This is a genomic window from Pseudomonas sp. B14-6 (genome assembly GCF_013260315.1).
GTDB classification, from domain to species: domain Bacteria; phylum Pseudomonadota; class Gammaproteobacteria; order Pseudomonadales; family Pseudomonadaceae; genus Aquipseudomonas; species Aquipseudomonas mandelii.
In genome coordinates, this window is the sequence record NZ_CP053929.1 from 4,501,325 (window position 1) to 4,524,945 (window position 23,621).

Consider the following 23,621-nt stretch of genomic DNA (forward strand, 5'->3'; position numbering starts at 1 on the left):
TTCACGATAAAGGGTACGATGTTGAAACCCGCCCACGCCGTGAGAATTCCCATGCGCATTGCCCTGAAATCAGCGCTGGTTACCTTTTCGCTGTTGCTCGCCATAGACGCCCGGGCTCAGATCCCGAACCTGGCCACATGCACCCGAAGCGCCAATTTGCTCGCCTGCGTGGATGCCGATGGCAATGCCTATAGCGTCAACACCGTTGGCAGCACGATCTACTTGCGCGGTTTCGAAAGGGTAGGCAAACGCTATTGGGCGCAGACCAACAGCCGTTACGGTCAGCTCACGTTTTTCACCGGCATCGCTTCCGACGGCGAAGCCTGGGTCGGTTACAACCGGCGAGTCGGCTGGACTACGATCAACCGTTTCTCCAGCTCAGGCGGCAGTAGCGCCAGGTTCACCTGTAGCAGGATCAGCGGCTGCTAGGCCTGCGCTTTTTTCTGTTGCTGTTGCCAGGCGATGTAGCTGTCGAGCGGCGGGTTCTTCTGAAAATAGCGCTGCAATCCTTCGAATAATCCATCAGCCACAGCCTGCTGATGGCGGGCGGTTACCAGTCGCTGACTGTCGCGGGCGTTGGATATGAAGCCGGTTTCCACCAGGATCGATGGCACGTCCGGCGACTTCAGCACCGCGAATCCCGCTTGTTCCACACGCTTCTGATGCAGCGAGGTGATGGCCGCCAGACTGCCGAGCACGGTGCTCCCCAGCTGCAAGCTCGCGGCGATAGTGGCATTCATCGACATGTCGAGAATCACCCCGGCGAGCATTGGGTCCTTGTCCTTGAGATTGAGCAGACTGGTGGCGCCCAACAAGTCCGCGCCGTTCTCCCGCTGCGCCATGAAACGCGCCGTGGCCGAGGTGGCGCCGCCCTCCGACAAGCAATACACCGACGCGCCTGAAGCGGTGAGACGCGGCGCCGCGTCCGCATGCACCGAGATGAAGATATCGGCGTTGTGCTTGCGGGCAATCTCGACACGTTTACGCAGCGGAACGAAGAAGTCGTCGTTGCGCACCAACTTCACGTCGAAGCCCTTCTCGCGTTTCAACCGCTTGGCCAATAGCTGGGCGATGGACAGGACGACGTCTTTCTCTCGCTCCCCTTTGGCGCCCACTGCACCGGGGTCTTTGCCGCCGTGACCGGGGTCGACCACCACGATGACGTCGCGCCTGGGGTGAGCCTTGTCGACCCTCGCCTGGGTCGCCTCGGCGATGTTGAGCGGCGCTGATGGCTTCAGATCGAGGACCAGCCGGTCGCCTTGGCCATCCTGCGGCGGCAGCAGAAAGCTGTTGAGCTGAACCGGGCCGCTGAGGTCGAGGACGATCCGCGTATCGCCCTGACCGAAACGCCCGGACCGGATCGAACGAATGACCGTATTGCCAAGCGCCAGTTGGCTGAAGTCACCGCTGAGGCTGGCACCACGCAGGTCAACAATCAGCCGCTCGGGAGTGCTTAGCGAGAAGGTTTTGTACTGCACCGGCCCGCTCAAATCGAACACCAGACGCAGCTTGTCATCCGATCGCCAGAGCCGCGCGTTGCGAATCTGCGTAGCCGAAACACCAAAGGGCAACGCGAAGGCCGCGCAGGCCAGCATCCAGTTGAGCAAGTGACGTCGGTGCATGTTGGAAGCCGCTCGTGAAAAAGGCATGGTCGATTTCAATGTAATAACATAACATATGGAACCCCACTCCTACGACGGACTTGCTCATGAATGCGCTGACTCTGCCGGATATCGCCGCGCAGGCTTCCCGCCAAGCCCTGCCACTCGACTGGGTGGGCATGTGCGGCATCGCTCTTCCTGTGTTGTTCGATGGCCAACGGCTTAGTGCAAAGGTGGACGCCGGCGTGAGCCTCGATGATGGAGAAGCGCGCGGTATTCACATGTCCCGGCTGTATTTAGCGCTGGAAGCACTTGAGCAGGAAAACCTAACGCCCGCCCTATTGCGGCGAGCTCTTCAACGTTTTCTCGACAGTCATGAAGGGCTGTCCCACGGCGCTTACTTAAAAATTGATGCGGATTTACTGCTCAAAAGGCCGGCGTTGATCAGTCCGCTGGCCGGCTGGAAAACCTATCCAGTGAGCATCGAAGCGTGTTTGAAAAACGCGATGTTCCACGTGGAACTAAAAATCGATGTTCCATACTCCTCGACCTGTCCGTGTTCAGCCGCACTTGCCCGGCAGTTGATTCAGCAACAATTCGTCGACGATTTCGCCAACAAGTCGCTGCAACACGCTGATGTATTGGCGTGGCTTGGTTCTACCAAAGGCATCGTTGCGACACCGCACAGCCAACGCAGCACCGCACGTTTACAGCTGCGGCTGGACGACTATCTGGATGACCTGCCGCTGATTGCACTCATCAATGACGCCGAAGCGGCACTCGGCACTGCCGTACAAACCGCGGTGAAGCGTGCCGATGAACAAGCCTTCGCCTTGGCCAATGGGCAAAACCTGATGTTCTGCGAGGACGCCGCTCGCCGATTGAATCTGGCCTTGAAACGCTCTCCCGGTATCAACGCTTTCCACATACGCGTCGTCCACGCCGAAAGCCTTCATGCCCACGATGCCGTTGCCGAAAGCCGATGGAACTGGGTAACCGCATGATCCGTTGTCAGGCATTGCGCTGGGGGGCGCCCGGTCAACCGCTTACGCCCCCTGTGGATTTTGAATTGCCCGAAGGCAGTCTGACTGCCGTGATCGGCGCCAATGGCTCGGGTAAAAGCAGTCTGCTGAAAGTCATCGCGGGGCTGCAAAAACCCTTGGCCGGAAAAGTCAGCCTCGCTATTCCACGCAAGGGCTCGCTTTCCTTCCTCCCTCAACAGCAACACCTGGACAGGCAATTCCCCATCAGCCTTCAGGAGTTGGTAGCCGCTGGTTTCTGGGGCAGCAAGCAATCGCCAGAGATACGCCACCAACGTATCAAAGCCGTGCTGGAAGACTGGTGCCTGACGGGATTGGAACAGCGCCCGTTGATGGCCCTTTCCGGCGGCGAATTGCAGCGCGCCCTGCTCGCTCGCTTGAGTCTTGCCGAAGCGCCTTTGCTGTTACTCGATGAACCCCACGCCGCGCTCGATGAGCTGGGCCAGTCGCTGCTCTGGAAACACCTTCATAACTGGCACGCCGAAGGTCGAACCCTGGTGGTCGTGTGTCATGACCTCGCCGCCGTTCGCCAACACATTCCTCAAAGCCTGCTGATCAAAAGCAGCGGCTGCATCCTCGGACCCAGTACCGAACTGATCCGCCAACCACAGCAAGTGCAGGTGGCCTGATGCTCGCTGCCGCTCAGCTTTGGCAACCGTTCCACGAGTTTGTATTCATGCGCCGGGCACTCTTGGGCGGATTGGTCTTGGCTTGCAGCACCGCGCCGTTGGGCGTGTTTCTGATCCTTCGCCGGATGAGCCTGATCGGCGACGCGGTAGCTCACGGCATCCTGCCGGGTGCAGCGCTCGGTTTCTGGTTCGCCGGCTTGAGCCTCCCGGCACTGACCATTGGCGGACTTGGTGCAGGCCTGAGCATGGCCGGACTCGCCGCATGGATCACCCGCCGAACGGGGTTGCGCGAAGACGCGAGCCTCGCTGCGATCTATCCGATTTCCCTTGCCAGCGGCGTGCTGATCCTCGGCATTGCCGGCAAACGCCTGGACCTGCTTCACCTGCTGTTCGGCTCCGCGCTGGCGGTCGATGGGCCGACGCTGACCGGCATGCTGTGGGTCTCCGGGTTCAGCCTGATCGCCATGGCGCTGATCTACCGACCCTTGCTGCTGGACACCCTCGACCCGCTTTTCCTGCAAACCGTCAGCCGTCTTGGCCCGCTGGCTCACGGCGTATTCCTGACCCTGGTGGTACTGAACCTGGTGATCGGCTTCCAGGCCATCGGTGCCTTGATGGTGGTCGGTTTAATGATGTTGCCGGCCGCCGCGTCGCGGTTCTGGAGTCGCCGTTTACCCATGTTGATAGCGATTGCCGCCCTGCTCGGCTGCCTCTCGGTATGGCTCGGCTTATTGCTGTCGTTCTATTACTCGCTGCCCAGCGGCCCGGCGATCGTGCTGGTAGCGGGCGGTATGTATGCGCTGTCCGTGGTGTTCGGTCCGGTGCACGGTTTGCTGCGCCGCCCACCTTTGCTCACATCCCAATGAGGTTCTTTCCGATGCGCGCTTTACTCGTGCTGTTCAGTCTGATGCTGTCGATGTCGTTGTCTGCGGCGGAAAAACTTCAGGTGGTCACCAGTTTCAGCATCCTTGCCGACATGACCCATCAGGTCGGCGGCGACCATATCCAGATCACCAACATGGTCGGTCCTGACGCCGATGCCCACACCTACGAGCCGACTCCGGACGATGCCAAAGCCTTGCTCAAGGCCAGACTCATCATCAAAAACGGTTTGGGTTTCGAGCCATGGCTGGACCGCCTGGTGACCAGCACCGAGACCAAGGCCCCCGTCATCAGTGCGAGCCACGGCGTCATCCCGCGCTCCCTGGATGAAGACGGCGAGACCGTGCCCGACCCTCACGCCTGGCACAACCTGGCCAACACCGAGCTGTACATCAGCAACATCACCAAGGCGCTGATCGCCGCCGATCCGGCGAACACAGCCGACTACCAACGCAACAGCCAGGCCTACCTGAAACAGATCTACGCACTGCTCGCCCAAGCCAAGGCCAAGCTCGGTTCGCTACCACCGGGCAATCGCAAGATCGTCACCTCTCATGATGCGTTCGGTTATCTGGGTCAGGCCTACGGCATCGACTTCATGGCGCCGCAAGGCCTGTCGACGGAACGCGAACCTTCAGCTGCGGAAGTCGCGGCACTGATCACCCAGATTCGTCAGGCCAAGGTCAAAGCGGTGTTTATGGAAAACATCAAGGACGCCCGTCTGCTCAAGCAGATTGCCGATGAAAGCGGCGCGCACATCGGTGGCACGTTGTACTCCGATGCGCTCGCCGCAAGCGGTCCGGCGAGTACCTTTGCCGGCCTGTTCGAATACAACCTCAACACCCTCTACGACGCGTTGAGCAAGCCATGATCCGCAAGAACCCCTCAGGCGATTTGCCACTGATTGCGGAATCCGCCTATGTGGATAAAACTGCGATCATCTGCGGCAAGGTGGTGATTGGCGAAAACGTCTTCGTCGGTCCCTACGCCGTCATTCGGGCTGACGAAGTGGACGCGTCAGGCGAGATGGAGCCCATCACTATCGGCGCCAACTCGAACATTCAGGATGGTGTGGTGATCCACTCCAAGTCCGGCGCGGCGGTGACCATTGGCGAGTTCAGTTCAATCGCTCACCGCTCCATCGTTCATGGCCCTTGCACGGTTGGCGATCGAGTGTTCATCGGTTTCAACAGCGTACTGTTCAACTGCGCGGTCGGCGATGGCTGCGTGGTGCGGCACAACTCGGTGGTCGACGGTCGTGACTTGCCCGAAGACTTCTACGTGCCCTCCACCACCCGTATCGGCCCCAACACCGACCTGTCGCAGTTCCCACCGGTGAGCGTCAGTGCCTCGGAATTTTCCGAGGACGTGGCGCGCACCAACGTCGACCTGGTGCGCGGCTACAAAGCCCTGCAGAACGAGTTTTAACCATGAGCAGCGTGCTGATTCGCAATGCCAGATTGGTGAACGAAGGTCGGGAATTCGATGGCGACCTGCTGGTGAGCAACGGCAGGATCGTGAAGATCGCGGGCAGTATCCACGGAGAAAATGCCCACGTCGAAATCGATGCACAAGGACAGTGGCTAGTGCCTGGAATGATCGATGACCAGGTGCATTTCCGAGATCCCGGGGCACCGGACAAGGGTAGCTTTTACACCGAATCGCGGGCGGCCGTGGCGGGCGGCATCACCAGTTTCATGGACATGCCCAATACAAATCCGGCAACCCTGACCCTCGCGGCACTCGATGACAAGAAGCGTCGAGCAGCGATCAACTCCGTCGCCAACTACGGCTTTCACTTCGGCGTGAGCAACGACAACCTCGACACCGTGGCGGCGCTCAATCCCTGTGAAGTAGCCGGTGTGAAAGTGTTCATGGGCGCCTCTACCGGCAACATGCTGGTGGACGATCCGCAGACGCTCGAACGATTGTTCGCCGAGGTGCCGACCCTTCTGCTGGCCCATTGCGAACACACACCCAGCATCGAAGCCAATGCTGCAAAAGTCCTCGAGCGTTTAGGGGAGCACATTCCCGCCTCGGTGCACCCGCAGATTCGCGATGCCGAAGCGTGCTTTCGTTCGTCCTCAATGGCCGTGGACCTGGCCAGGCGACACGGCACCCGCCTGCACGTTTTGCATTTGACCACCGCGCGTGAACTGGCATTGTTCGAAGACAAACCGCTGACACACAAGCGCATTAGCGCCGAAGTCTGCCTGCATCATTTGCTGTTCGATGATCGCGACTACTCGAGCCTCGGCAACCTGATCAAATGCAATCCGGCGATCAAGACCCAGCCCGATCGTGATGCCCTGCGCCAAGCCCTGATGAGCAATCGGCTGGACGTCATCGGCAGCGATCACGCGCCGCACACCTGGGCGGAAAAACAACGGCCCTACCACCAGGCCCCGTCCGGATTGCCATTGGTGCAACACGCCCTGCCCGCGTTAATGGAACTGGTGATCGACGAAGTGCTGCCGATAACTGCCCTCGTGGCCAAGACCAGTCATCGCGTGGCTGATCTGTTTGCCATTCCCGACCGTGGCTATCTGCGCGAAGGCTACTGGGCCGACCTCGTTCTGATCAAAGCCGAGCCAGAGGGCGTGGCCGTTTCCAGGCAGCCGATCTTGTCGCAATGCGGCTGGACACCCTTCGCTCGCCAGCGTTTTCGCCACAGCGTCAGCACCACGATCGTATCGGGGCAAATCGCCTGGCACGACAAACGTCTTAATGACAACTGCCAGGGTTTACCCCTACGGTTTATGCGCTAACGCGCGTTAATTGCACTCGAGAGCACCGACATGATTCACATCACCCTGAGCGATGGTTCATTGCGTGAATACGACCAGCCGTTGTCGGTGTATGAATTCGCCGCGAGCATCGGTGCCGGGCTGGCCAGAGCGGCCGTGGCTGGTCGGGTGGACGGTGTTCTGGTGGACTGTGAGTTCATGATCGAGGCCGATGCCCGGGTCGGAATCGTCACGCCTCAGGAGCCCGATGGGTTGGAGATCTTGCGACGCTCCTGCGCATTGATGCTGGCGGTGGCCATCAAGCAACTCTATCCAAAAGCGCAATTACAGATCGGATCGGCGATGGGTGATGGCTTCTTCTACGAGTTTGCGTTTGAGCGTCTGTTACACCTGGTCGACCTTGCCGGTATCGAAGCGCGCATGAGGACCCTGGCTGCAACCAACCATTCGATCCGGCGCAGAAAGCCGCCAACCGGATCGACGCCCCCGGAAAAGTCATTGCCCTATCTCCTTGGGGACTTCGAGTGTCTGTCAGTGGGGCCGCATGTTCCCGCAACCCGGGTGTTGCAGGCATTCGCGCTCGATCACATCAGCGGCACCACGCCACAACGGATTTATGGAACGTGCTGGCCCAGCCAACAGGAACTGGATGACTGGCGGGCGCCGCTGCACGTGATCATTGTCAGCATGGACGAGCGTCAGGCGGATTACGCACAGTCGGTGACCGAGGCGTTGCGCCGGGGTGGCGTGCGCGCTCGTGCCGATCTGCGCAACGAGAAAGTCCGCCACAAGATCCGCGAGCACAGTCAGCAAGTGCCGTATCTGGTGGTGATCGGTGAGAAAGAAAAAGCCGGCGGGTTTGTCAGTGTGCGCAGCCGCACCGGAGAGGATTTCGGCAGGATGGCGGTTGATGCGGTGTGTGAGTGGTTGAGGTCAATTGGCATTGCGAGAGTCTGAGCCGGCCCCTTCGCGGGCAAGCCTCGCTCCCACAGGATCTGCATCGACCCTGTAGGAGCGAGGCTTGCCCGCGAAGCTTTTAAGCCCTCGGCTTGACCGTCCCGCAATCCTGACCCAGCCAAACCGCACGGGTATCGAGGCTACCCTTCTGCTGAAGGCCGGTCGCATTGAACGTGCCGTTGACCTTGGTGGTGAACTCACGATCACTGAGGAAAGTGGCGACCCCCGCGCCCTGCGCTTTCGGACAGCTGAAACGGAATTTCCACTGATTACCGCTGCGGTCAGTGATTTCCTGTTTGCAGCCCGATTGCGGGTCCGTCAGCGGGATATTGTCTGACTTCACTTGCTCAGGCGTCAGGCACGCCCGAATCCCCTTTCCGCCCATGGTGATGCCCTGCTTCTCCAGCTGCGCACGCTGTTGCGGGGTCATCTGGCCCTGCAATTGGCCGAGGATCAGTTGCAAGTCCGGCAGGTTCTGGTCATCGACCTTCATGTTGCTCGTGGTCAACTCCCACAAACCTGGCTGCAGCATCTGCGCCTGAGCGGCCAGGGGAACTGCTAAACCTAAAGCCACGGCCAAACCCAGCAGACGAACGTTCATCGAGTAACTCCTGATCAGTAGTGGCCGTTAGACGTCAGCCGCAGGCTTCAGTTCATGGGCCAATTAAATAGCGACATTCTGCACGGAACATGGTCTGTTAAGCATTGAATCTTCAGGAGCAAGGCTGCCCCATGGATTACTTTGGACCGCACATTTTCGGCTACATGATTGCACTGCTCCATACGTTGGGCCTGATCGCAGCCATCCACGCCGTACTCACCGTCCGGACCGCCCAGGGCGCTATCGCCTGGGCCCTGTCGTTGATCTTCATGCCTTACCTCACGCTTATTCCGTATCTGGTCTTTGGCCGCAGCACCTTCGATGGCTACATCAAGGCGCGGCGCCAGGCCAACGAGGAAATGCGCAAGGCGATCTCAGAGCTCAACTGGCGCCCTTGGGTAGAAGAGGCGCTGACCGCACGCGCCTCCAACGCCTACGCGTCCCTGCGGGCGATGCCGAAACTGGGGCGCATGCCGTGCCTGGCGAACAACGAAGTGCGCTTGCTGATCAACGGCCAAGCCACCTTCGACGCAATTTTCAAAGCCATCGACAACGCGAAGGAAGCGGTGCTGATTCAATTCTTCATCATCCACGACGACCGCCTCGGCCAGCGCCTGCAAACCCTGCTGCTCAAGAAAGCCGCAGAAGGCGTGGCCATACATTTGCTGTACGACCGCATCGGCAGCCATTCCCTGCCCCACAGTTACGTCCAGCCGTTGCGCGATGCCGGCGTCGAGGTCAAAGCCTTCGCCACCCGCAGCGGCTGGCTTAACCGTTTCCAGGTCAACTTCCGCAATCACCGCAAGATCGTCGTGGTCGACGGGGTTCTGGGCTTCGTCGGCGGGCATAACGTTGGCGACGAATACATGGGCGAGAAACCGCCGCTGGCGCCCTGGCGCGATACCCACGTGCGCGTATGCGGGCCGGTGGTGGCCTGCATGCAGGAATCGTTTGCCGAAGACTGGTTCTGGGCGGCGCGATCATTGCCACCACTGATCCTGCCGGACGTGTATCCGGACGACGGTGTGCTCTGCCAATTACTCGCCAGCGGCCCGGCCGATTCCTACGAAACCTGTTCATTGTTCTTCGTCGAAGCCATCCATGCGGCAACAGAAAGGGTATGGATCACCAGCCCCTACTTCATCCCCGACGAAGCCGTGTTCGCTGCGTTGAGACTGGCCGCTCTTCGAGGCGTGGATGTGCGGCTGCTTCTGCCCTCACGACCGGACCACCGAATCGTTTACGCGGCCTCAAGCCTTTATGCTTTCGAAGCCGTGCGCGCAGGCGTACGCGTGTTTCGGTACGCGCCGGGTTTCCTGCATCAGAAGGTGGTGTTGATCGACAGTGAAATCAGCGCCATAGGCAGCGCCAACCTGGATAACCGCTCATTCCGGCTCAATTTCGAAGTGATGTTACTGACCGTCGACAGCGCGTTTGCCGCCGAGGTGGAACAGATGCTCAATGATGACTTCGCCCAGGCCCACGAGATCGCCAAAGAAGAAAGCCGGGAGACCCGCCGCCTGCAACAGGTCGGCATGCGGATCGCCCGGCTTATTTCACCGATTCTCTAAAGGTAGATGTCGTCTCGCGTCCAAGGCAGTTCATGGCTGCCATCGGCGTGGGCTTTCACCGCGAGGATCTGGTGCAGGTTGATCCAGCCTCTGGCGAACGCGTAAGCGCATCCCGCCAGGTACAACCGCCAGATCCGCAGCGCCTGTTCCGGAACCAGTTTTGAAGCCGCTTCCAGATTGTCCTCCAGGCGTTCGCTCCAATGGTCCAGGGTGCGCGCGTAGTGCAGGCGCAGGCTCTCGACATCGACAATCTCCAGACCGGCTTCGCTGATCTCGGCGGAGATCATCGACAGGTGCGGCAACTCGCCGTTGGGGAACACATATTTCTCGATGAAATCCCCGGCACCGCGCCCCACAGGTCGGCCATCCGTGTGCTTGGCGGTGATCCCGTGGTTCATTACCAGGCCGCCCTCTTTCACTGCGCCGAACAAGGTCTTGCAGTACTCGGCCAGGTTGGCGTGGCCGACGTGTTCGAACATGCCGACGCTGACCACCTTATCGAAGCGCCCGTCCTGAGGCAGATCGCGGTAGTCGAGCAGTTGCAGTTCAACCAGATCGTCCAGGCCTTCGGCGGTCACTCTTTCACGGGCCAGGGCCAGTTGCTCTTTACTCAGGGTAATCCCGAACACTTTCGCGCCAAACTCGCGGGCCGCAAAACGGGCCAGCCCTCCCCAACCGCAACCGACATCCAGCAGGTATTCACCCGGTTGCAGCCGCAGCTTGCGGCACAGGTGGCGGAACTTGGCTTGCTGGGCTTGCTCCAGCGTTTCGCTGCCGGTCTCGAAATAGGCGCAGGAATACGCCATGTCGCTGTCGAGCCACAGCTGATAAAACGCATTGGAAAGGTCGTAGTGGTAGGAAATCGCCTTCGCGTCGGTTTCCTTGTCGTGGACCGTGCGCACAGGCTGACTGTCGTCGTCCTCGCTCAACAACGCCTGACTCCATTCATCACAAACGCGGATCACGTCGCTGATGGAGCCTTCGAGTTCCAGCTTGCCTTCGACAAACGCCGCTCCGAGCGCGTCCAGGCTGGGATGAGTGAACTGGGTAACCATTTGTGGGTCCTTGACCACAATAGTGACGCTGGGCGTCGGCCCCAGGTTGAATTCATGGCCGTCCCAGAGTCGCAGGCGTAGCGGTAACTGCAGATTCTGTAAGGCCGGTGGAAGTTGCGCGAGCATGGAAAGTCCCCCTTGTTTCAGACGTCTGATGTGAGGGTAGACCATCCTAGAAAAATAGCTGGCTATCGATTTAATAGCGTTTTTCTATAACTCGCGGCGCTTAAACCAGCCGTCGTGCGTCCACAAAAGCAGATGGTCCTTACCCTAGATGACTACAAATTTGATGCACAGTTCTAAAAACTCGGTTTTGCCCTCATAGCCCTGGGTTAGAGGCGTTCAAGCCTCGTCTTTGATTTTCAGCAAAGGCTCCTGAAAGCGCAGCAGACGCCCCGCATTACCGAGCACCAACAACGTACTGAGGTTATGCAGCAACGCTGCAATCATCGCCCCCGCAGCACCGAGCCAGCCGAATGCCGCAAACGCGACAATCGCCAGGGTCCAGCCCAGACCGATGATCACGTTGACCTGCAAGGTCTGCCGACATTGGCGACTCAACCGGACACAGGTGCCGAGGCGACGCAGGTCGCTGCCGATCAACACAATGTCCGCCGACGCCAGCGCGATGTCCGCGCCACCCGCGCCCATGGCCACCCCCACGACGCCGGCCTTGAGTGCCAGCGAATCGTTGATGCCATCCCCCACCACCATCGGCCGGAAGCCGTTGCCGATTTCCGTCAGCACCCGGTTGAGTTTGTCCTCAGGCAGTGCCTGCGCTTCAACGTCACTGATGCCGACATCCCGTGCCAGCGTGTGCGCGACGCTGTGCCGATCGCCCGTAAGTAACAACTGGCGACCCAAACCCAGTTCACGTAATTCACTCAAGGCAAAACGCGCCTCAGGTTTGACGCTGTCTGCCAGCAACAGCCAGGCCAGGAATTCACCGTTGAGTGCCAGCCCGGCAATCGGGCCATCGTGTTCGGGAACCGCCGAAGTGGCGATGCCCAGTTGCGCGAATAGCTCTGGACGGCCGAGCGCTGCTTCGCCCTGCTCCGTCATCGCGACCACGCCCAGGCCCTGGCGCTCGTGGATGTCCGACAGCAGCAGAAAATGTTCCTGAGTGACCAACCCGGCGAGCGCACGGCTCACCGGATGACTGCTGGCCGAGCCGAGGCTCGCAGCGAGTTTAAGCACGTGACTGCGGTCCTCCAGCGGGCTGTCGATGGACTGCAAGCGCAAGGTGCCAAACGTCAGGGTTCCGGTCTTGTCGACCACCAGCGACGTGAGGTCCGCCAACTCTTCCAGGAACGCCGAGCTGCGAATCAGAATCCCGTGCCGCGCCGCCACCGCCACGCCGGCAATCGCCGTGGCTGGCGCCGATAACACCAACGCGCAAGGACACGCCGCCACCAGCACCGCGAGCATCGCCTGGGCATCATTGGTGACAAACCAGGTCACTGCGGCCAACAGCAATACCAACACCATGTAACTGCCGGCGTAACGTTCAAGCAAACGGGTGATCGGCGGCTTCGAACGCTCGGCGCTTTGCATCAGGGCGATGACTTTACCGAGGGTCGATTCGTTACCGGTGCGCGTCACTTCGAGGCGCAGCAAACCGTCGAGATTGATCGCGCCGCCAAAGACCTGCATGCCGACACCCGCTTCGATCGGCACCGACTCACCGGTGATCGATGCCGTGTCGAGGCTTGCCTGACCGGACAACACCCGACCATCGGCCGGCACTCGGTCGCCCGCACGTACCTCGACAATGTCGCCGGTTTTAAGTGTGCCGTTGTCGACTTCGACGATGGCTCCGTCAGCCTGAACCTTGCGAGCGTGACTGCGGGTCAGCTTGCCGAGCGCACGAATCGCTTCCTGGGAACCGATCACGCTGCGCTCTTCCAGCACGTGGCCGAAGATCATGATGATCGGCAGCAACGCAGCAGTCAGCAGATCACCCGTCGCCCAGGCACCGAGCATGGCGAGGGCAATCAGCTGATCGGTGATCCCGTGCAAGCTTGGATATCGCAGGCTGTACCACGCCGAACGCATCACTGGCACGGCCACCAGCAACGATGCAAAACCCAACAGCAATTGACTGACGCCCGTCTGCTCCGGTGACAGCCAGCGCCAGATCAACCCGAGGCTGAGCAAGCCAAGGGCAAGCATGGCCAAGGTCAATTGGCGTGCAGCGCTGCGTTGTTCAGCCGAGGACAACAGGCTGGGTGCGGCGGCGGTTGGGGTGGTCATTGCGCTGCTCCCTGAATGATCAGGCGGGAATCATCTTTCGGATTGACCGTCGTTACTGAGCCGGCCTGGCCGAGAATCTTCGGCATCCGCTCGCGGTAGATACGCAGCAACATTTGCGGGTCAGTGCCCTGTTGTTGCGCTTGGGCCAGGCTCAACACCGTGGCCGTATCAGCCGAAGCTTTGGCCAGCCGTTCGCTCGCCTGGGCGTGGGCGACTTGCAGTGTCCGGTCGCCTTGTTCATTGGCGGTCTGGGTCAGTTTCTCGGCCTCGGTGCGCGCATTGGCGACGGTTTTGTCCGCTTGCTGGCTGGCGGTCAGCACCGCATTAAAAGCGTTCACCGCTGGGCCGGGCAGACTCGATTGCACGTCGACTCGCGCCACTTCGATACCCAGGCCCTGTCCCGTCGCGGTCAGCTCGGCCAGACGCTGATTGATGCCCTGCACCAAATCACCGCGCAGACGTTCGCGACGTTCTGCCGCCTGATTGTCGCTACCGATCAGTTCCGGTCGCGCCACCAAAATGGTGTCCAGGTCTCGCGCGGCCGTCAGGGCAACGGCGCTGCGGGTGACCAGCCGATCGAGTGCCGGCAACACATGTTCACCTTGAAGCACGAAGGCATAAGGTTCGGTGACCTTGTAGAAAACCCGCACATCCAGCTGCACCACGCCCGCGTCACCGGTCAGCAAATAGCCCGATCCAGCGAGCGTATCGCTCAGCGGTGTCGCGAAAGAAGCCACCCGATCGGCCTGCAACGCAGCATCGCTACGAAGCAGATTCTCCACCCGACGTTCGATCACCCGATCAGCTGCCGGCAACAAAATCACTTGCTCAAAGGGGCGCGGCCAGGCCAATAGCAAACCGGCATTCTGGATGCGATCCAGCGCGCCGAAGTGCAGGACCACCGCCCGATTCTGAGGATCAATCTGCCGCACATTGGAGAATGCCCACGCTAACGCAGCCAGAACGGTCACGCCGTAAAGCGCCAAAAAAGCCAATCGCCCAGCCTGAATCCAGGGGCTGCTTAACTCATGTGTTCCACGTGGAACGAAATTCATGGCTGTGACCCGGACTTGTTATCGAGGGTCGGTGGACCGTCAACCAGCACCCGGAAAGGTGCAGCATCAGTGCGCAATATCAGTTTGGTGCCCGGGGTGACGATCGTGCCCAATGTATCGAGGGAGCGCAGCAAGTTGTAAAGCTGTGGCGAACCGGCGTAGGCACGGCCGTAAATCTGCGCGGCTTCGACGCGGGATTGGGCTTCGATATCGGCAGCTTTCACCGTGGCATCAGCTTGCACGATGCGCGCATCTCGTTCAGCCGCGGACCGGATTTGCGCGGCTTCACGCTTGCCGATGGCGGTGCGCTCGGTGGCAATTGTTTCACGCTCGGCGCGCATGCGATCGACGGTGGCGGTGAGCGTCACCGACGGCAGGGTCAAACGCTCGATGCCCACTTGCAGCACGCGAACGCCATACGTGGTCAGCAACTGCTGATCGATCTGTTTACGCAACTGCGCTTCGAAGTCGGCAATGTGCACCTGATTGGCGTCGGTGTTTACCAGGTTGGCCAGGTCGAAACTGCTCGCGGTGGTTTCCAGTGCCGACCCCACAAACGTGCGAATCTGCCGCGCCGCTTCGTCCGGCTGATTCTGCACGGCGCGCATAAAGCGCTGCACATTGTCCGGGTCGCCCTGAACCTGCCACGCCACGTAGGCCTGAACAATGATGCGCAATCCGTCGCGCGTGCCCACATCCTGCAAACCGCTGGAGGTGGTGCGCAGCCGTAAGTCGACCGGAATGGCCGCTTCAAACGGTGCCGGCCAGCGCCATCCGAGACCCGGCTCCAGCAACACCCGCGACGGATTACCGAAGCGAGTAATCACCGTGGCCTCCCCCGAGCGAACCTGCACCAGACTCGCTGCCGCGATGGCGAATGCCACGAGCAACGCCGCCCACCCCATGCGCCGCCACGGGAATGGACCGGCTTCCTGTGAATCACCGTGATGATGGTGGTGACCGTGGTGATGTCCGCCATGTCCGTGATCGTGGCCGGCGTGGTCGTCATGATCGTGAGAGTGCGACTGGCTCAATGGGCAGCTCCTGGCTGAGCGCTGTTGCGCGGCGACGCAGGATCGGCCGGCAGCGTGAAGGTACGTAGGTCGATGGTCGGTGCATTGCTGGTGCCGCCCAGACGATGATCGAGCACCAGCAATTTGGCGTTGGCCAGACCCTGGGTCAGTTGGCTGAAATACTGCTCCAGCAAGAACGCTTGGCCGGCACTGGCATAGGCTTTTTGTTCGGCGGTGAATTTCAGATCAGCCGCCTGCGCGGCGGAGTTGATTTCATGCGCGCTGGCGCTCGCCTGATCGCGAGCGATGCTGGCCTGCAACTGCGCTTGATTGGTCGCTTGCGCTGCTGCCCCGCGCTCACGCGAGATCAATGCCTGGGCACCAATCTGCGCCGCCTGAACGCCGTGATAAGCGTTGGCTGCACCGGCCGGCGGATGGATCGCCTCCACCACGGTGGCGAGAATTTCCACACCGCTGTCGAGCTTCTGCAGATCAGATTGCACGGCGCGGCCGATCTCCTCGGCCAGCCCTACCCTGTCCTCGCCAAGCAAACCGTCGAGGGTCCGCGAGGCAAAGTCGTGAACCAGAATCCGGCTGGCAGTGCTGCGAATCAGCGTTGGTACATCGGCGCTGTTGTACGTCGCAGCCAACGCCGCTTGATCGGTCAGACCGATGCGGTACACAAAACGCACGTCCATGTTAACGATCTGAAAGCTCTGCTTGTCGGCACGGCTGCTGGCGATCACCTGGGATTTATCGTTCACATGGCTGGCGTCCCACAAGCGATTGGCAATCGCCGGCGCCGGGCCTTCTGCAGGTTCCAGGACGACCGGCACCGATGTTTCGCCAACGCTTGTTGCCAACTCGTGAACCACGCCGTTTTCAACGCTCAGTACCCGGCCCAATGGCCACGGCAAACCGGCGTGCAACCCCGGACCGAACACTTCCACCGGTTTGCCGAAACGTTCGTAGATGCCCCGCCCTTGCAGGGGTATTTCGTGAACGCCGGTGAGCGACCACCCGACAATCGCCACCACCGCCATCACCGGCAAAAATGCCCGACGCATATAGGTGAAGGCCCAGATCTGCCGCAAGTCGATGCCGTAGCGGTTATGCAGTTCGTGCTGCAACGCCAGCAACGGTTGTGGCGGCCAGCGCAGCATGTCGGCGACAACACTTCGTGCCAGCAACGTCGGTTCAAAGTGTTCACGGCGAGGACTGAACAACGACAACATGGCGCGTAGCAGCAACTCGGCCGCGACCAGTCCCGGCAGCAACCCGATCAACACGGCAAGGCGTACTGGCCAGACCGAAGTTTCGCTGCCAAACAACAAACACAACGCGCTGAGCACCAGGCAAATGATCGCCACCCGGCTCAGTTGCGCCAACTGCCCCGCTTCTGGCCATTGGGCGACGTTTTCCTGGGCGAGCTGACGCTCAAGCACCAGCAAACCGAAGGCCAGCAACAACGACAGCACGGCACCGACGCTTGCCGATAATCCCAACGCTGCAGGCGCCAACGCGAGGTTCCAGAATTGGCTGATGCTGTAGATCGCCAACAGTGCCCAACCGGCAAGCCATAGGGTCGGTGCGCCGATCTGCCCGAGCAAGCGCACCCAGCGCTGACCGAGCCGCTCCAGCAGTCGCTCATACCAGCCATCGGGGCAACGGTTTCATCCGAAACAACCTCTGGCAACGGCGGATTCATCGCTTGCGCGCGCCACTGAGTCACCCACCATGCCGATTGCAGGCCGGCAATCAGCACCAGCAAACCGGCGCTCTGATTCACCAGCAACGGGGCCCACAGCGACAACGGCGCAAACAGCCCGACAAAAAACGCCAACACCAACCCGACCGCCGCCAAGGCACTCAGGCCGATGGCGAACTGACGCAATCGCCGCCCTTGAAAAACCGCCTGCTGAAAGCGCGGCAGCCCGGCTACCTGCGTTCCATCGACTTCGAGATCGACTTGCATACCACCCCAGTGCTTATCATTGGCCACATCGCAATTCGTTACGATATAACGAAAGTGGTGAAATTTTTGTACTAAATCGCTCTATCTAAAGATGCCCAACCTGTCGCTACGCTGAAGCCTTGACCGAAATAGCCGTAAACGCACATATTACGCTCATAATTTTAATCAAAGACTACGTTTACCCAGCCCATTTCCCTTTCAGTCCAGGAGTACATCCATGAGCACTTATGACGTCGTGATACTGGGCGGTGGCCCCGGCGGTTACAACGCAGCGATCCGCGCGGGCCAACTGGGCCTGAAAGTAGCGTGCGTGGAAGGTCGGGCGACCCTCGGCGGAACCTGCCTGAATGTCGGCTGCATGCCCTCCAAGGCACTCCTGCATGCCTCGGAACTCTACGACGCCGCCATGGGAACGGAATTCGCCAACCTGGGGATCGAGGTCAAACCCACTCTCAACCTCGCCCAGATGATGAAGCAGAAAGATGAAAGCGTGACCGGGTTGACCAAGGGCATCGAATTTCTGTTTCGCAAAAACAAAGTCGATTGGATCAAAGGTTGGGGCCACATCGACGGGCCGGGCAAAGTGACGGTGACCGACAACCAAGGTGGCAAGACCGAACTGAGTGCCAAGGACATCGTCATCGCCACCGGCTCCGAGCCCACTCCCCTGCCCGGCGTCCAGATCGATAACAAACGCATCCTCGATTCCACTGGCGCGCTGTCGCTGGCCGAAGTGCCGAAGCACTTGGTAGTGATCGGCGCCGGCGTGATCGGCCTGGAACTGGGCTCAGTGTGGCGCCGCCTGGGCGCCCAGGTGACCGTGATCGAATTTCTCGACCGGATCTGCCCCGGTGTGGATGCTGAGGCGGGCAAAACCCTGCAGCGCTCGCTGAGCAAACAGGGCATCAGCTTCAAGTTGAGCTCAAAAGTGACCAGCGCCACCCCGTCCGCAAACGGCGTTCAGCTCAGCGTGGAGCCGGCGGCGGGCGGCACTGCCGAGACGATTGAGGCCGATTACGTGCTGGTGTCCATCGGCCGTCGGCCTTACACCGAGGGTTTGGGCCTGGAAAACGTCGGCCTGACCACCGACAAACGCGGCATGCTCGCGAACAAGGGCCATCGCACCGACGCTGCGGGCGTGTGGGTGATCGGCGATGTCACGTCCGGGCCGATGCTCGCCCACAAGGCCGAAGATGAAGGCATGGTGTGCATCGAGCAAATCGTCGGCAAGGCGGGCGAGGTCAACTATGACTTGATCCCCAATGTCATTTACACGAAGCCTGAACTGGCCAGCGTCGGCAAGACTGAAGAGCAGCTCAAGGCAGAAGGTCGCGCGTACAAAGTCGGCAAATTCCCCTTCACCGCCAACAGCCGGGCGAAGATCAACCACGAAACCGAAGGCTTCGCCAAAGTGCTGGCCGATGAGCGCACCGACGAGATTCTCGGCGTGCACCTGGTCGGACCCAGCGTCAGCGAAATGATTGGTGAGTATTGCGTGGCGATGGAGTTCAGCGCTTCGGCGGAGGACATCGCGCTGACGTGCCATCCGCATCCGACGCGGTCCGAGGCGTTGCGTCAGGCGGCGATGAATGTGGAGGGGATGGCGACGCAGATGTGAGCCCGCCTGCCAGATGATCGTTCCCACGTCGAGGCGTCGAACCGTCCGCGTGGGATCGATCCTGCTCGGTCTAAAGCGGCAAATGCCCCAACGGCAACGCCCCCGGCGTCTTCACCGTGTGAATCGCAAAGTTGCTGCGGATATCACTTACACCCGGCAATTTCAGCAGGCGCTCGGTGAGAAAGCGGTCATACCCACGTAGATCCGGCACCACCACTTGCAGCAGAAAATCCGATTCCCCTGACACCAGGAATGCCGAAATCACCTCCGGCAGTGCGGTGACGGCCAGGCGAAAGGCTTCGGCCTGCTCATCGTTGTGGCGCTCAACCTTGACCCCGACAAACACCGTCAGCCCAAGTCCCACTTCGTCACGATCAAGGTTGGCCTGATAGCCGCGAATCACGCCGGCCTCCTCCAGCATCCGCACCCGACGCAAACAGGGGGAAGCGGACAAACCGATCTCGTCGGCCAATTGCACATTGCTCAGGCGCCCGTCCCGTTGCAGGGCGGCGAGAATCTTGCGGTCGTAGGCGTCCAGCTTCATGGCTTGGCAGATCCTGATGGTTTGATCGTCACAAAGTGGCAGGTTATGCCAATTACCCAGCGTTTAGAAGCTGACTTCGCAAGCACCTGCCCCACCCTTCAACCCTAGACTGGCGCTACCGAATCAACAACGAATGGGGTGCAACGTGGAAGGACTCTGGCTGTTTTTCATGGCGCTGGCAGTGGTGTATCTGTTGCCCGGCCCGGACATGATTCTGCTGCTGCAAACCGGCGCCCGTCAGGGCAAAGGCGCGGCGTTGGCAACGGCGGTGGGTCTGGGCATTGCTCGTGGATGTCATGTGGCGCTGGCCGCGCTGGGGCTGGCGGCGCTGTTCAAGGCTGCGCCGTGGACCTTCGACGTGGTGCGCCTGGCGGGAGCCGCCTACCTGTTGTGGATCGGCATTCAGTGCCTGCGAACCACGATGTTGCCGAACCTGAATGGCGCAGACGCAACCGGCGAAAAACCATGCTGGCGGGCCTCCATCCAGCGCGGCTTGCTGACCAACCTGCTCAACCCCAAGGCGTTGCTGTTCTGCTCAGTGTTATTGCCCCAATTCATCAACCCTCACGCCGGGCCGGTGCTCGCGCAATTTGCGGTATTGGGCATGCTGCTGGTCGGCGTCGGTTTGCTGTTCGACAGCGCCTATGCCTTGACCGGCGCCGCGCTGGGCCGCTGGCTGCAACGCAGCCCCTCGGCCCAGCGCCTGCAACAATGGGTGTTCGGCAGCCTGTTGATCGGCTTCGCGGTGCGGCTGACCTTTGTTCAACAGGCATGAGCCTTACTGCGCTTTACGGCGACGCCGGTTGATCAATACCAGCGCCGCGGCCGTCACCGCGATAACACCACCGATCTGCAATGGCCACTTGTACGGCCGCAGCGCCGAACGGGCGGCGTCAGTCGCCTGGGTCACATACCGTTTGCTGGCATTCTCGAAGTCGGGATACGGGCACTGGTGGCCGAAATCCACCGCCCAATCCACGTAGGGCCCTTCTTTGACATAGCGCTGGTACAGCGCACTTTGGTCTTGAAGGCTGCTGTTCCACCCCGCCGCCGAGCACAACACGGCAGCAAAGGCCTGGCTGGTGTGAGGCAGGTTATCGGCGGCGCGGTTGGCCAAGGCCGTGGCGACGAATCGATAGTGGTAGCGCTCGTCGGGCTTCGCGGCACTGGCTTGCTGGCGCTGGACTTCACCTTCGGCCACCAAGGGGCCGACCTTCAGTTCAGTCGTCTCCAGGCTGTAATTGCCGCCAAACGTGGCGTAGTCCGGGGCCATTTCATAACCCAGAATGTCCATGCCCCACTCGCGTGCCGTCCAGGCTGCGTTGAACAGAGCAGACGCACGCTTGGTCGGCCACCACGCTGAATCAGCGAGCTGACGCTGTTGCGCATACAACCGGGCCTTTTTCTGTAGATCGGGGTTGTCGAAATACACCAGCGCCTCGTCGTAGCGCTCTTCACGCAGTAATCGACGGCCGAGCAGATTGCGCAGTTGCGCCGCCACCGGCAACGGCACGTAGTTGTCGCGATCCTGCTGGCTGAGCGCTGGCGGCGCCGGCACCTGGGTGTCAACGTAATGTTTGAGCTCATCGACGGTCAGCACGCGCTCGGCAACGGTCGCGGCATCGAACCAATAGATACTTTGGCTGCGATAAAGCTGATCGAACGCTTGCAGGTAATCCCCGCGTTGCAGCGCCAGGATCGCGCTTTCACCCTCGACCCGGCACTTGGGTTGCAGGCTTTCGAAATCATAGTCAGGCGTGCGTCGCTCACCCCACGATTCGTTCTGCGGGAAGGCCTGGGCCGCCTTGGCATACGCCGCAGCCGCCGCGCTTTTGTCACCCTCACGCAACGCCAGTTTCGCCCGCAACCACCACGCCAGACCGCCGTCCCCGGCATGCTCAAGGAACGCTTTGGCGCTGGTGTAATCGCCCTGTTGATAATTCATCGCCGCCAGTCGGTCCGCGTTGTCCAGACTGCCCCGGGTGCTGCTTTGCAGGAGTTTGATCAGCTTCAGTTCATTCGGCGGTTGATCACCGAATGACCAGCCCAGGCGACTGATCAGCGACGCCGTCACCAGTTGTTGCACCGGTTTGCCCTTGAGCAACTCGGTCAACTGATCTTCAGGCATCGCCAGCAGATCCGCCATCAACAGCTTCAGCGAGGTGTAACCCACCGCCGAACCGTGGCGATTTTGCGTGGCGTACAGATTGATGGCGCTGTTCCAGTCGCCAGCGGTGCGCGCCACGCGGGCCTCCTCGCCGAGGCTGGCGACACCGAGTTCCAGCGGGTCGCTGAAGCCGTCGATGCTCAGCTGACGGGCCTGCTCGAAGGCTTTGCGCGACTGTGCCAACAGGTCAGGCGCTGCGTCTGCTTCGGCGCTCTGGGCAAACAGCGTCCGGCCCAATGAATAAGCGGCCCAGGTGCTGCGCAAGGCGCGTTGATCCGCCGGCAGCGCCAGCACTTTCTGGAAGTACTCGGCGGCCAGCGCATGATCACCGGCGTTAAACGCCACCGCACCCGCCAGATAGAAACGAAGCTCGGCCGGCAGGCTCGCGCCCTGGGTCTCGACTTGACGGGCCTCGGTCAGCGCGCGCAACTGTTTGACCAGGGCTTGCTGCTCCGCCGTCAACCCGGCCTGTTCGGCCTTGTCCCGCTGCTCGGCGTAGTCGGTTGCCTCCAGGCCGTAAGGGGACGACTCGACGTTCTTGAGCCCTGCGATCACATGCCCAAGGCGATTGATCTCGAACTGGAAGTTGCCTTCCGGCAGCTCCGCCAGCGACTGGGCGCGGTTGTCCAGCAAGCGCATCGGGAAGTCCGGCCCGCAGGCCAACGCCGAACCCAGCGGCAGGCTGAGGCTCAGGCAAAGCACATGGCGGGGCCAGTTACGGGTGAACATTCGAACCTCCTTGATCAATGTGTGCGCAGCGAGCCCAACCGATGGCGCGCTGCTCGCCGGCCGGTATCCGGCCGTCGCGCAGGCGGGTGAAGGTAAGCAGATCCGGGCTTTGTTGCAATGCGTAACCGGCCAGCGCATCGGCACCGTCGCAGCCGCGAACCGCCAGAGTGACGCGTTCGGGCCAGGCGTTGTCGAGGTTGCCTTGATTGCTGACGCTGATGTCATAGAGGTCGTCTTGTGCGATGAGTTTCAAACTTAACCGACTATTGAGCGAATCTCCGCGAGCAACGGCCCTCAGCGTGTTCAGGCTCCAGGCCCGACGATCACCCGCCAGCGGCAGACGAAACCAGATCAGACCGGCCAGATGCGCCGGTGGATCGGCGCGCAACTCGGCGGCGAGTGCGCTCAGTTGCAAGGGATCCGCCAGCAATTCCCGGCGTTGGCCGGCTCGCCCGACAGGCACTTCGCTTTCCACGACCGGCGCACCGCTGGCGCCCGGCAACAGGGCCACGCCATAGGCGGGCAGCGCCAGGTAAAAGGGTTTTGAGGTGATGAGGCTCCAGGCGTTTACCCATTTCCTGGCTTGATCCGGATCAAACAGACCACGACGCGGATCACTCACCGCATGCACCTGCAACACGCTGCTGTCGACGGTCGCCAAGAGTGCCGGCAATTCAGGGCTGTCGAGCCAGGCCGGCAATGCGGTGATGCTTAACGGCAAAGCGGTGGGTAAAGCCGTGCGCAGGTGAGTAAGAAATTCGCGGTAAGCCGGTAGCCGGGCGCTACCGGCGTCGTGGTCGATTTCCACGCCAGAGAGCGTCAGCCCCTGCCCTTGCCACTCGCTGAGCACTTGCTGGATGTGCGTCGTGACGTCGTCCTGATCCAGCGACTTGAGCTGGCCGTCGAGGCGAATCACCGCAATCAGCGGTCGGCCATCGCGCTTGAGCAGCGCCGGATCGACTCGCGCCCGGCTCCAGCCCGCCTGAGGAAACGCCTGCAAGGCCAGCACCCGCAAGGTCGAAAAGTCCGCGCGACTGTCTTGCAGGGCGGCGTCATGGGCTGACGTCCATTGCCGTTGCCAGACGTAGAGTTGCTGATCGAGCGGCGGCGCGTCTGTTTGCTCGCAACCGTTGAGCAGTGCCAGAGCAACAAGCAGGACAGAAAGACGAACTAACAACATGAAA

At 60.9% G+C, this 23,621-nt stretch carries 21 protein-coding genes and 1 pseudogene; 12 read left to right on the top strand and 10 right to left on the bottom strand.

All coding sequences use genetic code 11. From position 1 onward, the window contains the following. The first annotated feature begins 51 nt into the window (after window positions 1-51). The gene (locus HP062_RS20640; protein WP_010465388.1) at window positions 52-429 is read left to right on the top strand and encodes a hypothetical protein; all 378 of its coding nucleotides are present in this window, start codon (window positions 52-54) and stop codon (window positions 427-429) included. On the opposite strand, the gene HP062_RS20645 is transcribed toward HP062_RS20640, so the two are convergent. Beyond that, window positions 426-1,622 (bottom strand): N-acetylmuramoyl-L-alanine amidase, encoded by a 1,197-nt coding sequence (locus HP062_RS20645; protein WP_172791952.1) that lies wholly within the window; start codon window positions 1,620-1,622, stop codon window positions 426-428. The two genes, HP062_RS20640 and HP062_RS20645, sit on opposite strands and share 4 nt — an antisense overlap. 86 nt (window positions 1,623-1,708) lie before the next feature. Here HP062_RS20645 and folE2 point away from each other — a divergent pair, with 86 nt between their 5' ends. The 7 genes from folE2 to HP062_RS20680 are packed head-to-tail and all read left to right on the top strand — an operon-like array spanning window position 1,709 to window position 7,856. Next, complete coding sequence (gene folE2, locus HP062_RS20650) at window positions 1,709-2,605, top strand: GTP cyclohydrolase FolE2 (RefSeq protein ID WP_172791953.1); 897 nt, start codon at window positions 1,709-1,711, stop codon at window positions 2,603-2,605. Then, on the top strand, window positions 2,602-3,270 hold the full coding sequence (locus tag HP062_RS20655; protein ID WP_083375422.1) for a metal ABC transporter ATP-binding protein: 669 nt from the start codon (window positions 2,602-2,604) through the stop codon (window positions 3,268-3,270). Before folE2 ends, HP062_RS20655 begins: the two co-directional genes overlap by 4 nt. Next, entirely contained in the window at window positions 3,270-4,136 is an 867-nt protein-coding gene (locus HP062_RS20660; RefSeq protein WP_102594433.1) for a metal ABC transporter permease, read from the top strand. Before HP062_RS20655 ends, HP062_RS20660 begins: the two co-directional genes overlap by 1 nt. An 11-nt stretch (window positions 4,137-4,147) precedes the next feature. After that, window positions 4,148-5,023, top strand: coding sequence for a metal ABC transporter substrate-binding protein (locus HP062_RS20665; protein WP_010465393.1), 876 nt, complete (start codon window positions 4,148-4,150; stop codon window positions 5,021-5,023). Beyond that, the gene (locus tag HP062_RS20670) at window positions 5,020-5,580 is read left to right on the top strand and encodes a DapH/DapD/GlmU-related protein (RefSeq protein WP_077748526.1); all 561 of its coding nucleotides are present in this window, start codon (window positions 5,020-5,022) and stop codon (window positions 5,578-5,580) included. Before HP062_RS20665 ends, HP062_RS20670 begins: the two co-directional genes overlap by 4 nt. A 2-nt stretch (window positions 5,581-5,582) precedes the next feature. Next, window positions 5,583-6,920 (top strand): dihydroorotase, encoded by a 1,338-nt coding sequence (locus tag HP062_RS20675; protein WP_172791954.1) that lies wholly within the window; start codon window positions 5,583-5,585, stop codon window positions 6,918-6,920. Between the two features lie 30 nt (window positions 6,921-6,950). Continuing rightward, window positions 6,951-7,856 carry a His/Gly/Thr/Pro-type tRNA ligase C-terminal domain-containing protein gene (locus HP062_RS20680; RefSeq protein ID WP_172791955.1) on the top strand — a complete coding sequence of 302 codons (906 nt, stop codon included), beginning with the start codon at window positions 6,951-6,953 and terminating at the stop codon, window positions 7,854-7,856. A 79-nt stretch (window positions 7,857-7,935) separates the two neighbouring features. Here the strand turns inward: HP062_RS20680 and HP062_RS20685 are convergent, their stop codons facing one another. Next, on the bottom strand, window positions 7,936-8,457 hold the full coding sequence (locus tag HP062_RS20685; RefSeq protein WP_010465397.1) for a DUF3617 domain-containing protein: 522 nt from the start codon (window positions 8,455-8,457) through the stop codon (window positions 7,936-7,938). Window positions 8,458-8,588: 131 nt separating this feature from the next. On the opposite strand from HP062_RS20685, the gene cls reads away from it, so the two are divergent. Further along, complete coding sequence (gene cls, locus HP062_RS20690; RefSeq protein ID WP_172791956.1) at window positions 8,589-10,028, top strand: cardiolipin synthase; 1,440 nt, start codon at window positions 8,589-8,591, stop codon at window positions 10,026-10,028. Here cls and cfaB read toward each other — a convergent pair. From cfaB to hflK (HP062_RS20715), 5 genes and pseudogenes are all read right to left on the bottom strand, one after another. After that, complete coding sequence (gene cfaB, locus HP062_RS20695) at window positions 10,025-11,209, bottom strand: C17 cyclopropane fatty acid synthase CfaB (protein WP_077748522.1); 1,185 nt, start codon at window positions 11,207-11,209, stop codon at window positions 10,025-10,027. The two genes, cls and cfaB, sit on opposite strands and share 4 nt — an antisense overlap. 216 nt (window positions 11,210-11,425) lie before the next feature. Continuing rightward, on the bottom strand, window positions 11,426-13,336 hold the full coding sequence (locus HP062_RS20700) for a cation-translocating P-type ATPase (protein ID WP_172791957.1): 1,911 nt from the start codon (window positions 13,334-13,336) through the stop codon (window positions 11,426-11,428). Continuing rightward, on the bottom strand, window positions 13,333-14,391 hold the full coding sequence (gene hflK, locus HP062_RS20705; protein ID WP_172791958.1) for a protease modulator HflK: 1,059 nt from the start codon (window positions 14,389-14,391) through the stop codon (window positions 13,333-13,335). The genes HP062_RS20700 and hflK (HP062_RS20705) overlap by 4 nt, the downstream gene beginning before the upstream one ends. Next, window positions 14,388-15,425 carry a protease modulator HflC gene (gene hflC / locus HP062_RS20710; protein ID WP_102594440.1) on the bottom strand — a complete coding sequence of 346 codons (1,038 nt, stop codon included), beginning with the start codon at window positions 15,423-15,425 and terminating at the stop codon, window positions 14,388-14,390. The genes hflK (HP062_RS20705) and hflC overlap by 4 nt, the downstream gene beginning before the upstream one ends. Next, a pseudogene (gene hflK / locus HP062_RS20715) lies at window positions 15,422-17,193 on the bottom strand (protease modulator HflK). The gene hflC and the pseudogene hflK (HP062_RS20715) overlap by 4 nt, the downstream one beginning before the upstream one ends. Here hflK (HP062_RS20715) and HP062_RS31175 point away from each other — a divergent pair. Further along, window positions 17,116-17,454 (top strand): hypothetical protein, encoded by a 339-nt coding sequence (locus HP062_RS31175; protein ID WP_256666199.1) that lies wholly within the window; start codon window positions 17,116-17,118, stop codon window positions 17,452-17,454. The pseudogene hflK (HP062_RS20715) and the gene HP062_RS31175 sit on opposite strands and share 78 nt — an antisense overlap. 142 nt (window positions 17,455-17,596) lie before the next feature. Beyond that, entirely contained in the window at window positions 17,597-18,997 is a 1,401-nt protein-coding gene (lpdA, locus tag HP062_RS20720; protein WP_083375413.1) for a dihydrolipoyl dehydrogenase, read from the top strand. A 70-nt stretch (window positions 18,998-19,067) separates the two neighbouring features. Here the strand turns inward: lpdA and HP062_RS20725 are convergent, their stop codons facing one another. After that, on the bottom strand, window positions 19,068-19,541 hold the full coding sequence (locus HP062_RS20725; protein ID WP_010465412.1) for an Lrp/AsnC family transcriptional regulator: 474 nt from the start codon (window positions 19,539-19,541) through the stop codon (window positions 19,068-19,070). Between the two features lie 145 nt (window positions 19,542-19,686). Between HP062_RS20725 and HP062_RS20730 the strand changes: the two genes are divergently transcribed. Next, on the top strand, window positions 19,687-20,316 hold the full coding sequence (locus HP062_RS20730; protein ID WP_138739040.1) for a LysE family translocator: 630 nt from the start codon (window positions 19,687-19,689) through the stop codon (window positions 20,314-20,316). Window positions 20,317-20,319: 3 nt separating this feature from the next. On the opposite strand, the gene HP062_RS20735 is transcribed toward HP062_RS20730, so the two are convergent. Next, window positions 20,320-22,437: a hypothetical protein gene (locus tag HP062_RS20735; protein WP_172791959.1), complete on the bottom strand. Its 2,118-nt coding sequence runs from the start codon at window positions 22,435-22,437 to the stop codon at window positions 20,320-20,322. After that, window positions 22,424-23,617 (bottom strand): DUF3142 domain-containing protein, encoded by a 1,194-nt coding sequence (locus HP062_RS20740; protein ID WP_172791960.1) that lies wholly within the window; start codon window positions 23,615-23,617, stop codon window positions 22,424-22,426. The genes HP062_RS20735 and HP062_RS20740 overlap by 14 nt, the downstream gene beginning before the upstream one ends. Between the last annotated feature and the right edge of the window lie 4 nt (window positions 23,618-23,621).

What these genes read in the sequence shown, in the direction of transcription:
- HP062_RS20640 (WP_010465388.1), top strand. Translation starts at nt 52, where the DNA reads ATGCGCATTGCCCTGAAATCAGCGCTGGTTACCTTTTCGCTGTTGCTC.
- HP062_RS20645 (WP_172791952.1), bottom strand. Translation starts at nt 1,622, where the DNA reads ATGCACCGACGTCACTTGCTCAACTGGATGCTGGCCTGCGCGGCCTTC.
- folE2 (WP_172791953.1), top strand. Translation starts at nt 1,709, where the DNA reads ATGAATGCGCTGACTCTGCCGGATATCGCCGCGCAGGCTTCCCGCCAA.
- HP062_RS20655 (WP_083375422.1), top strand. Translation starts at nt 2,602, where the DNA reads ATGATCCGTTGTCAGGCATTGCGCTGGGGGGCGCCCGGTCAACCGCTT.
- HP062_RS20660 (WP_102594433.1), top strand. Translation starts at nt 3,270, where the DNA reads ATGCTCGCTGCCGCTCAGCTTTGGCAACCGTTCCACGAGTTTGTATTC.
- HP062_RS20665 (WP_010465393.1), top strand. Translation starts at nt 4,148, where the DNA reads ATGCGCGCTTTACTCGTGCTGTTCAGTCTGATGCTGTCGATGTCGTTG.
- HP062_RS20670 (WP_077748526.1), top strand. Translation starts at nt 5,020, where the DNA reads ATGATCCGCAAGAACCCCTCAGGCGATTTGCCACTGATTGCGGAATCC.
- HP062_RS20675 (WP_172791954.1), top strand. Translation starts at nt 5,583, where the DNA reads ATGAGCAGCGTGCTGATTCGCAATGCCAGATTGGTGAACGAAGGTCGG.
- HP062_RS20680 (WP_172791955.1), top strand. Translation starts at nt 6,951, where the DNA reads ATGATTCACATCACCCTGAGCGATGGTTCATTGCGTGAATACGACCAG.
- HP062_RS20685 (WP_010465397.1), bottom strand. Translation starts at nt 8,457, where the DNA reads ATGAACGTTCGTCTGCTGGGTTTGGCCGTGGCTTTAGGTTTAGCAGTT.
- cls (WP_172791956.1), top strand. Translation starts at nt 8,589, where the DNA reads ATGGATTACTTTGGACCGCACATTTTCGGCTACATGATTGCACTGCTC.
- cfaB (WP_077748522.1), bottom strand. Translation starts at nt 11,209, where the DNA reads ATGCTCGCGCAACTTCCACCGGCCTTACAGAATCTGCAGTTACCGCTA.
- HP062_RS20700 (WP_172791957.1), bottom strand. Translation starts at nt 13,336, where the DNA reads ATGACCACCCCAACCGCCGCCGCACCCAGCCTGTTGTCCTCGGCTGAA.
- hflK (WP_172791958.1), bottom strand. Translation starts at nt 14,391, where the DNA reads ATGAATTTCGTTCCACGTGGAACACATGAGTTAAGCAGCCCCTGGATT.
- lpdA (WP_083375413.1), top strand. Translation starts at nt 17,597, where the DNA reads ATGAGCACTTATGACGTCGTGATACTGGGCGGTGGCCCCGGCGGTTAC.
- HP062_RS20725 (WP_010465412.1), bottom strand. Translation starts at nt 19,541, where the DNA reads ATGAAGCTGGACGCCTACGACCGCAAGATTCTCGCCGCCCTGCAACGG.
- HP062_RS20735 (WP_172791959.1), bottom strand. Translation starts at nt 22,437, where the DNA reads ATGTTCACCCGTAACTGGCCCCGCCATGTGCTTTGCCTGAGCCTCAGC.
- HP062_RS20740 (WP_172791960.1), bottom strand. Translation starts at nt 23,617, where the DNA reads ATGTTGTTAGTTCGTCTTTCTGTCCTGCTTGTTGCTCTGGCACTGCTC.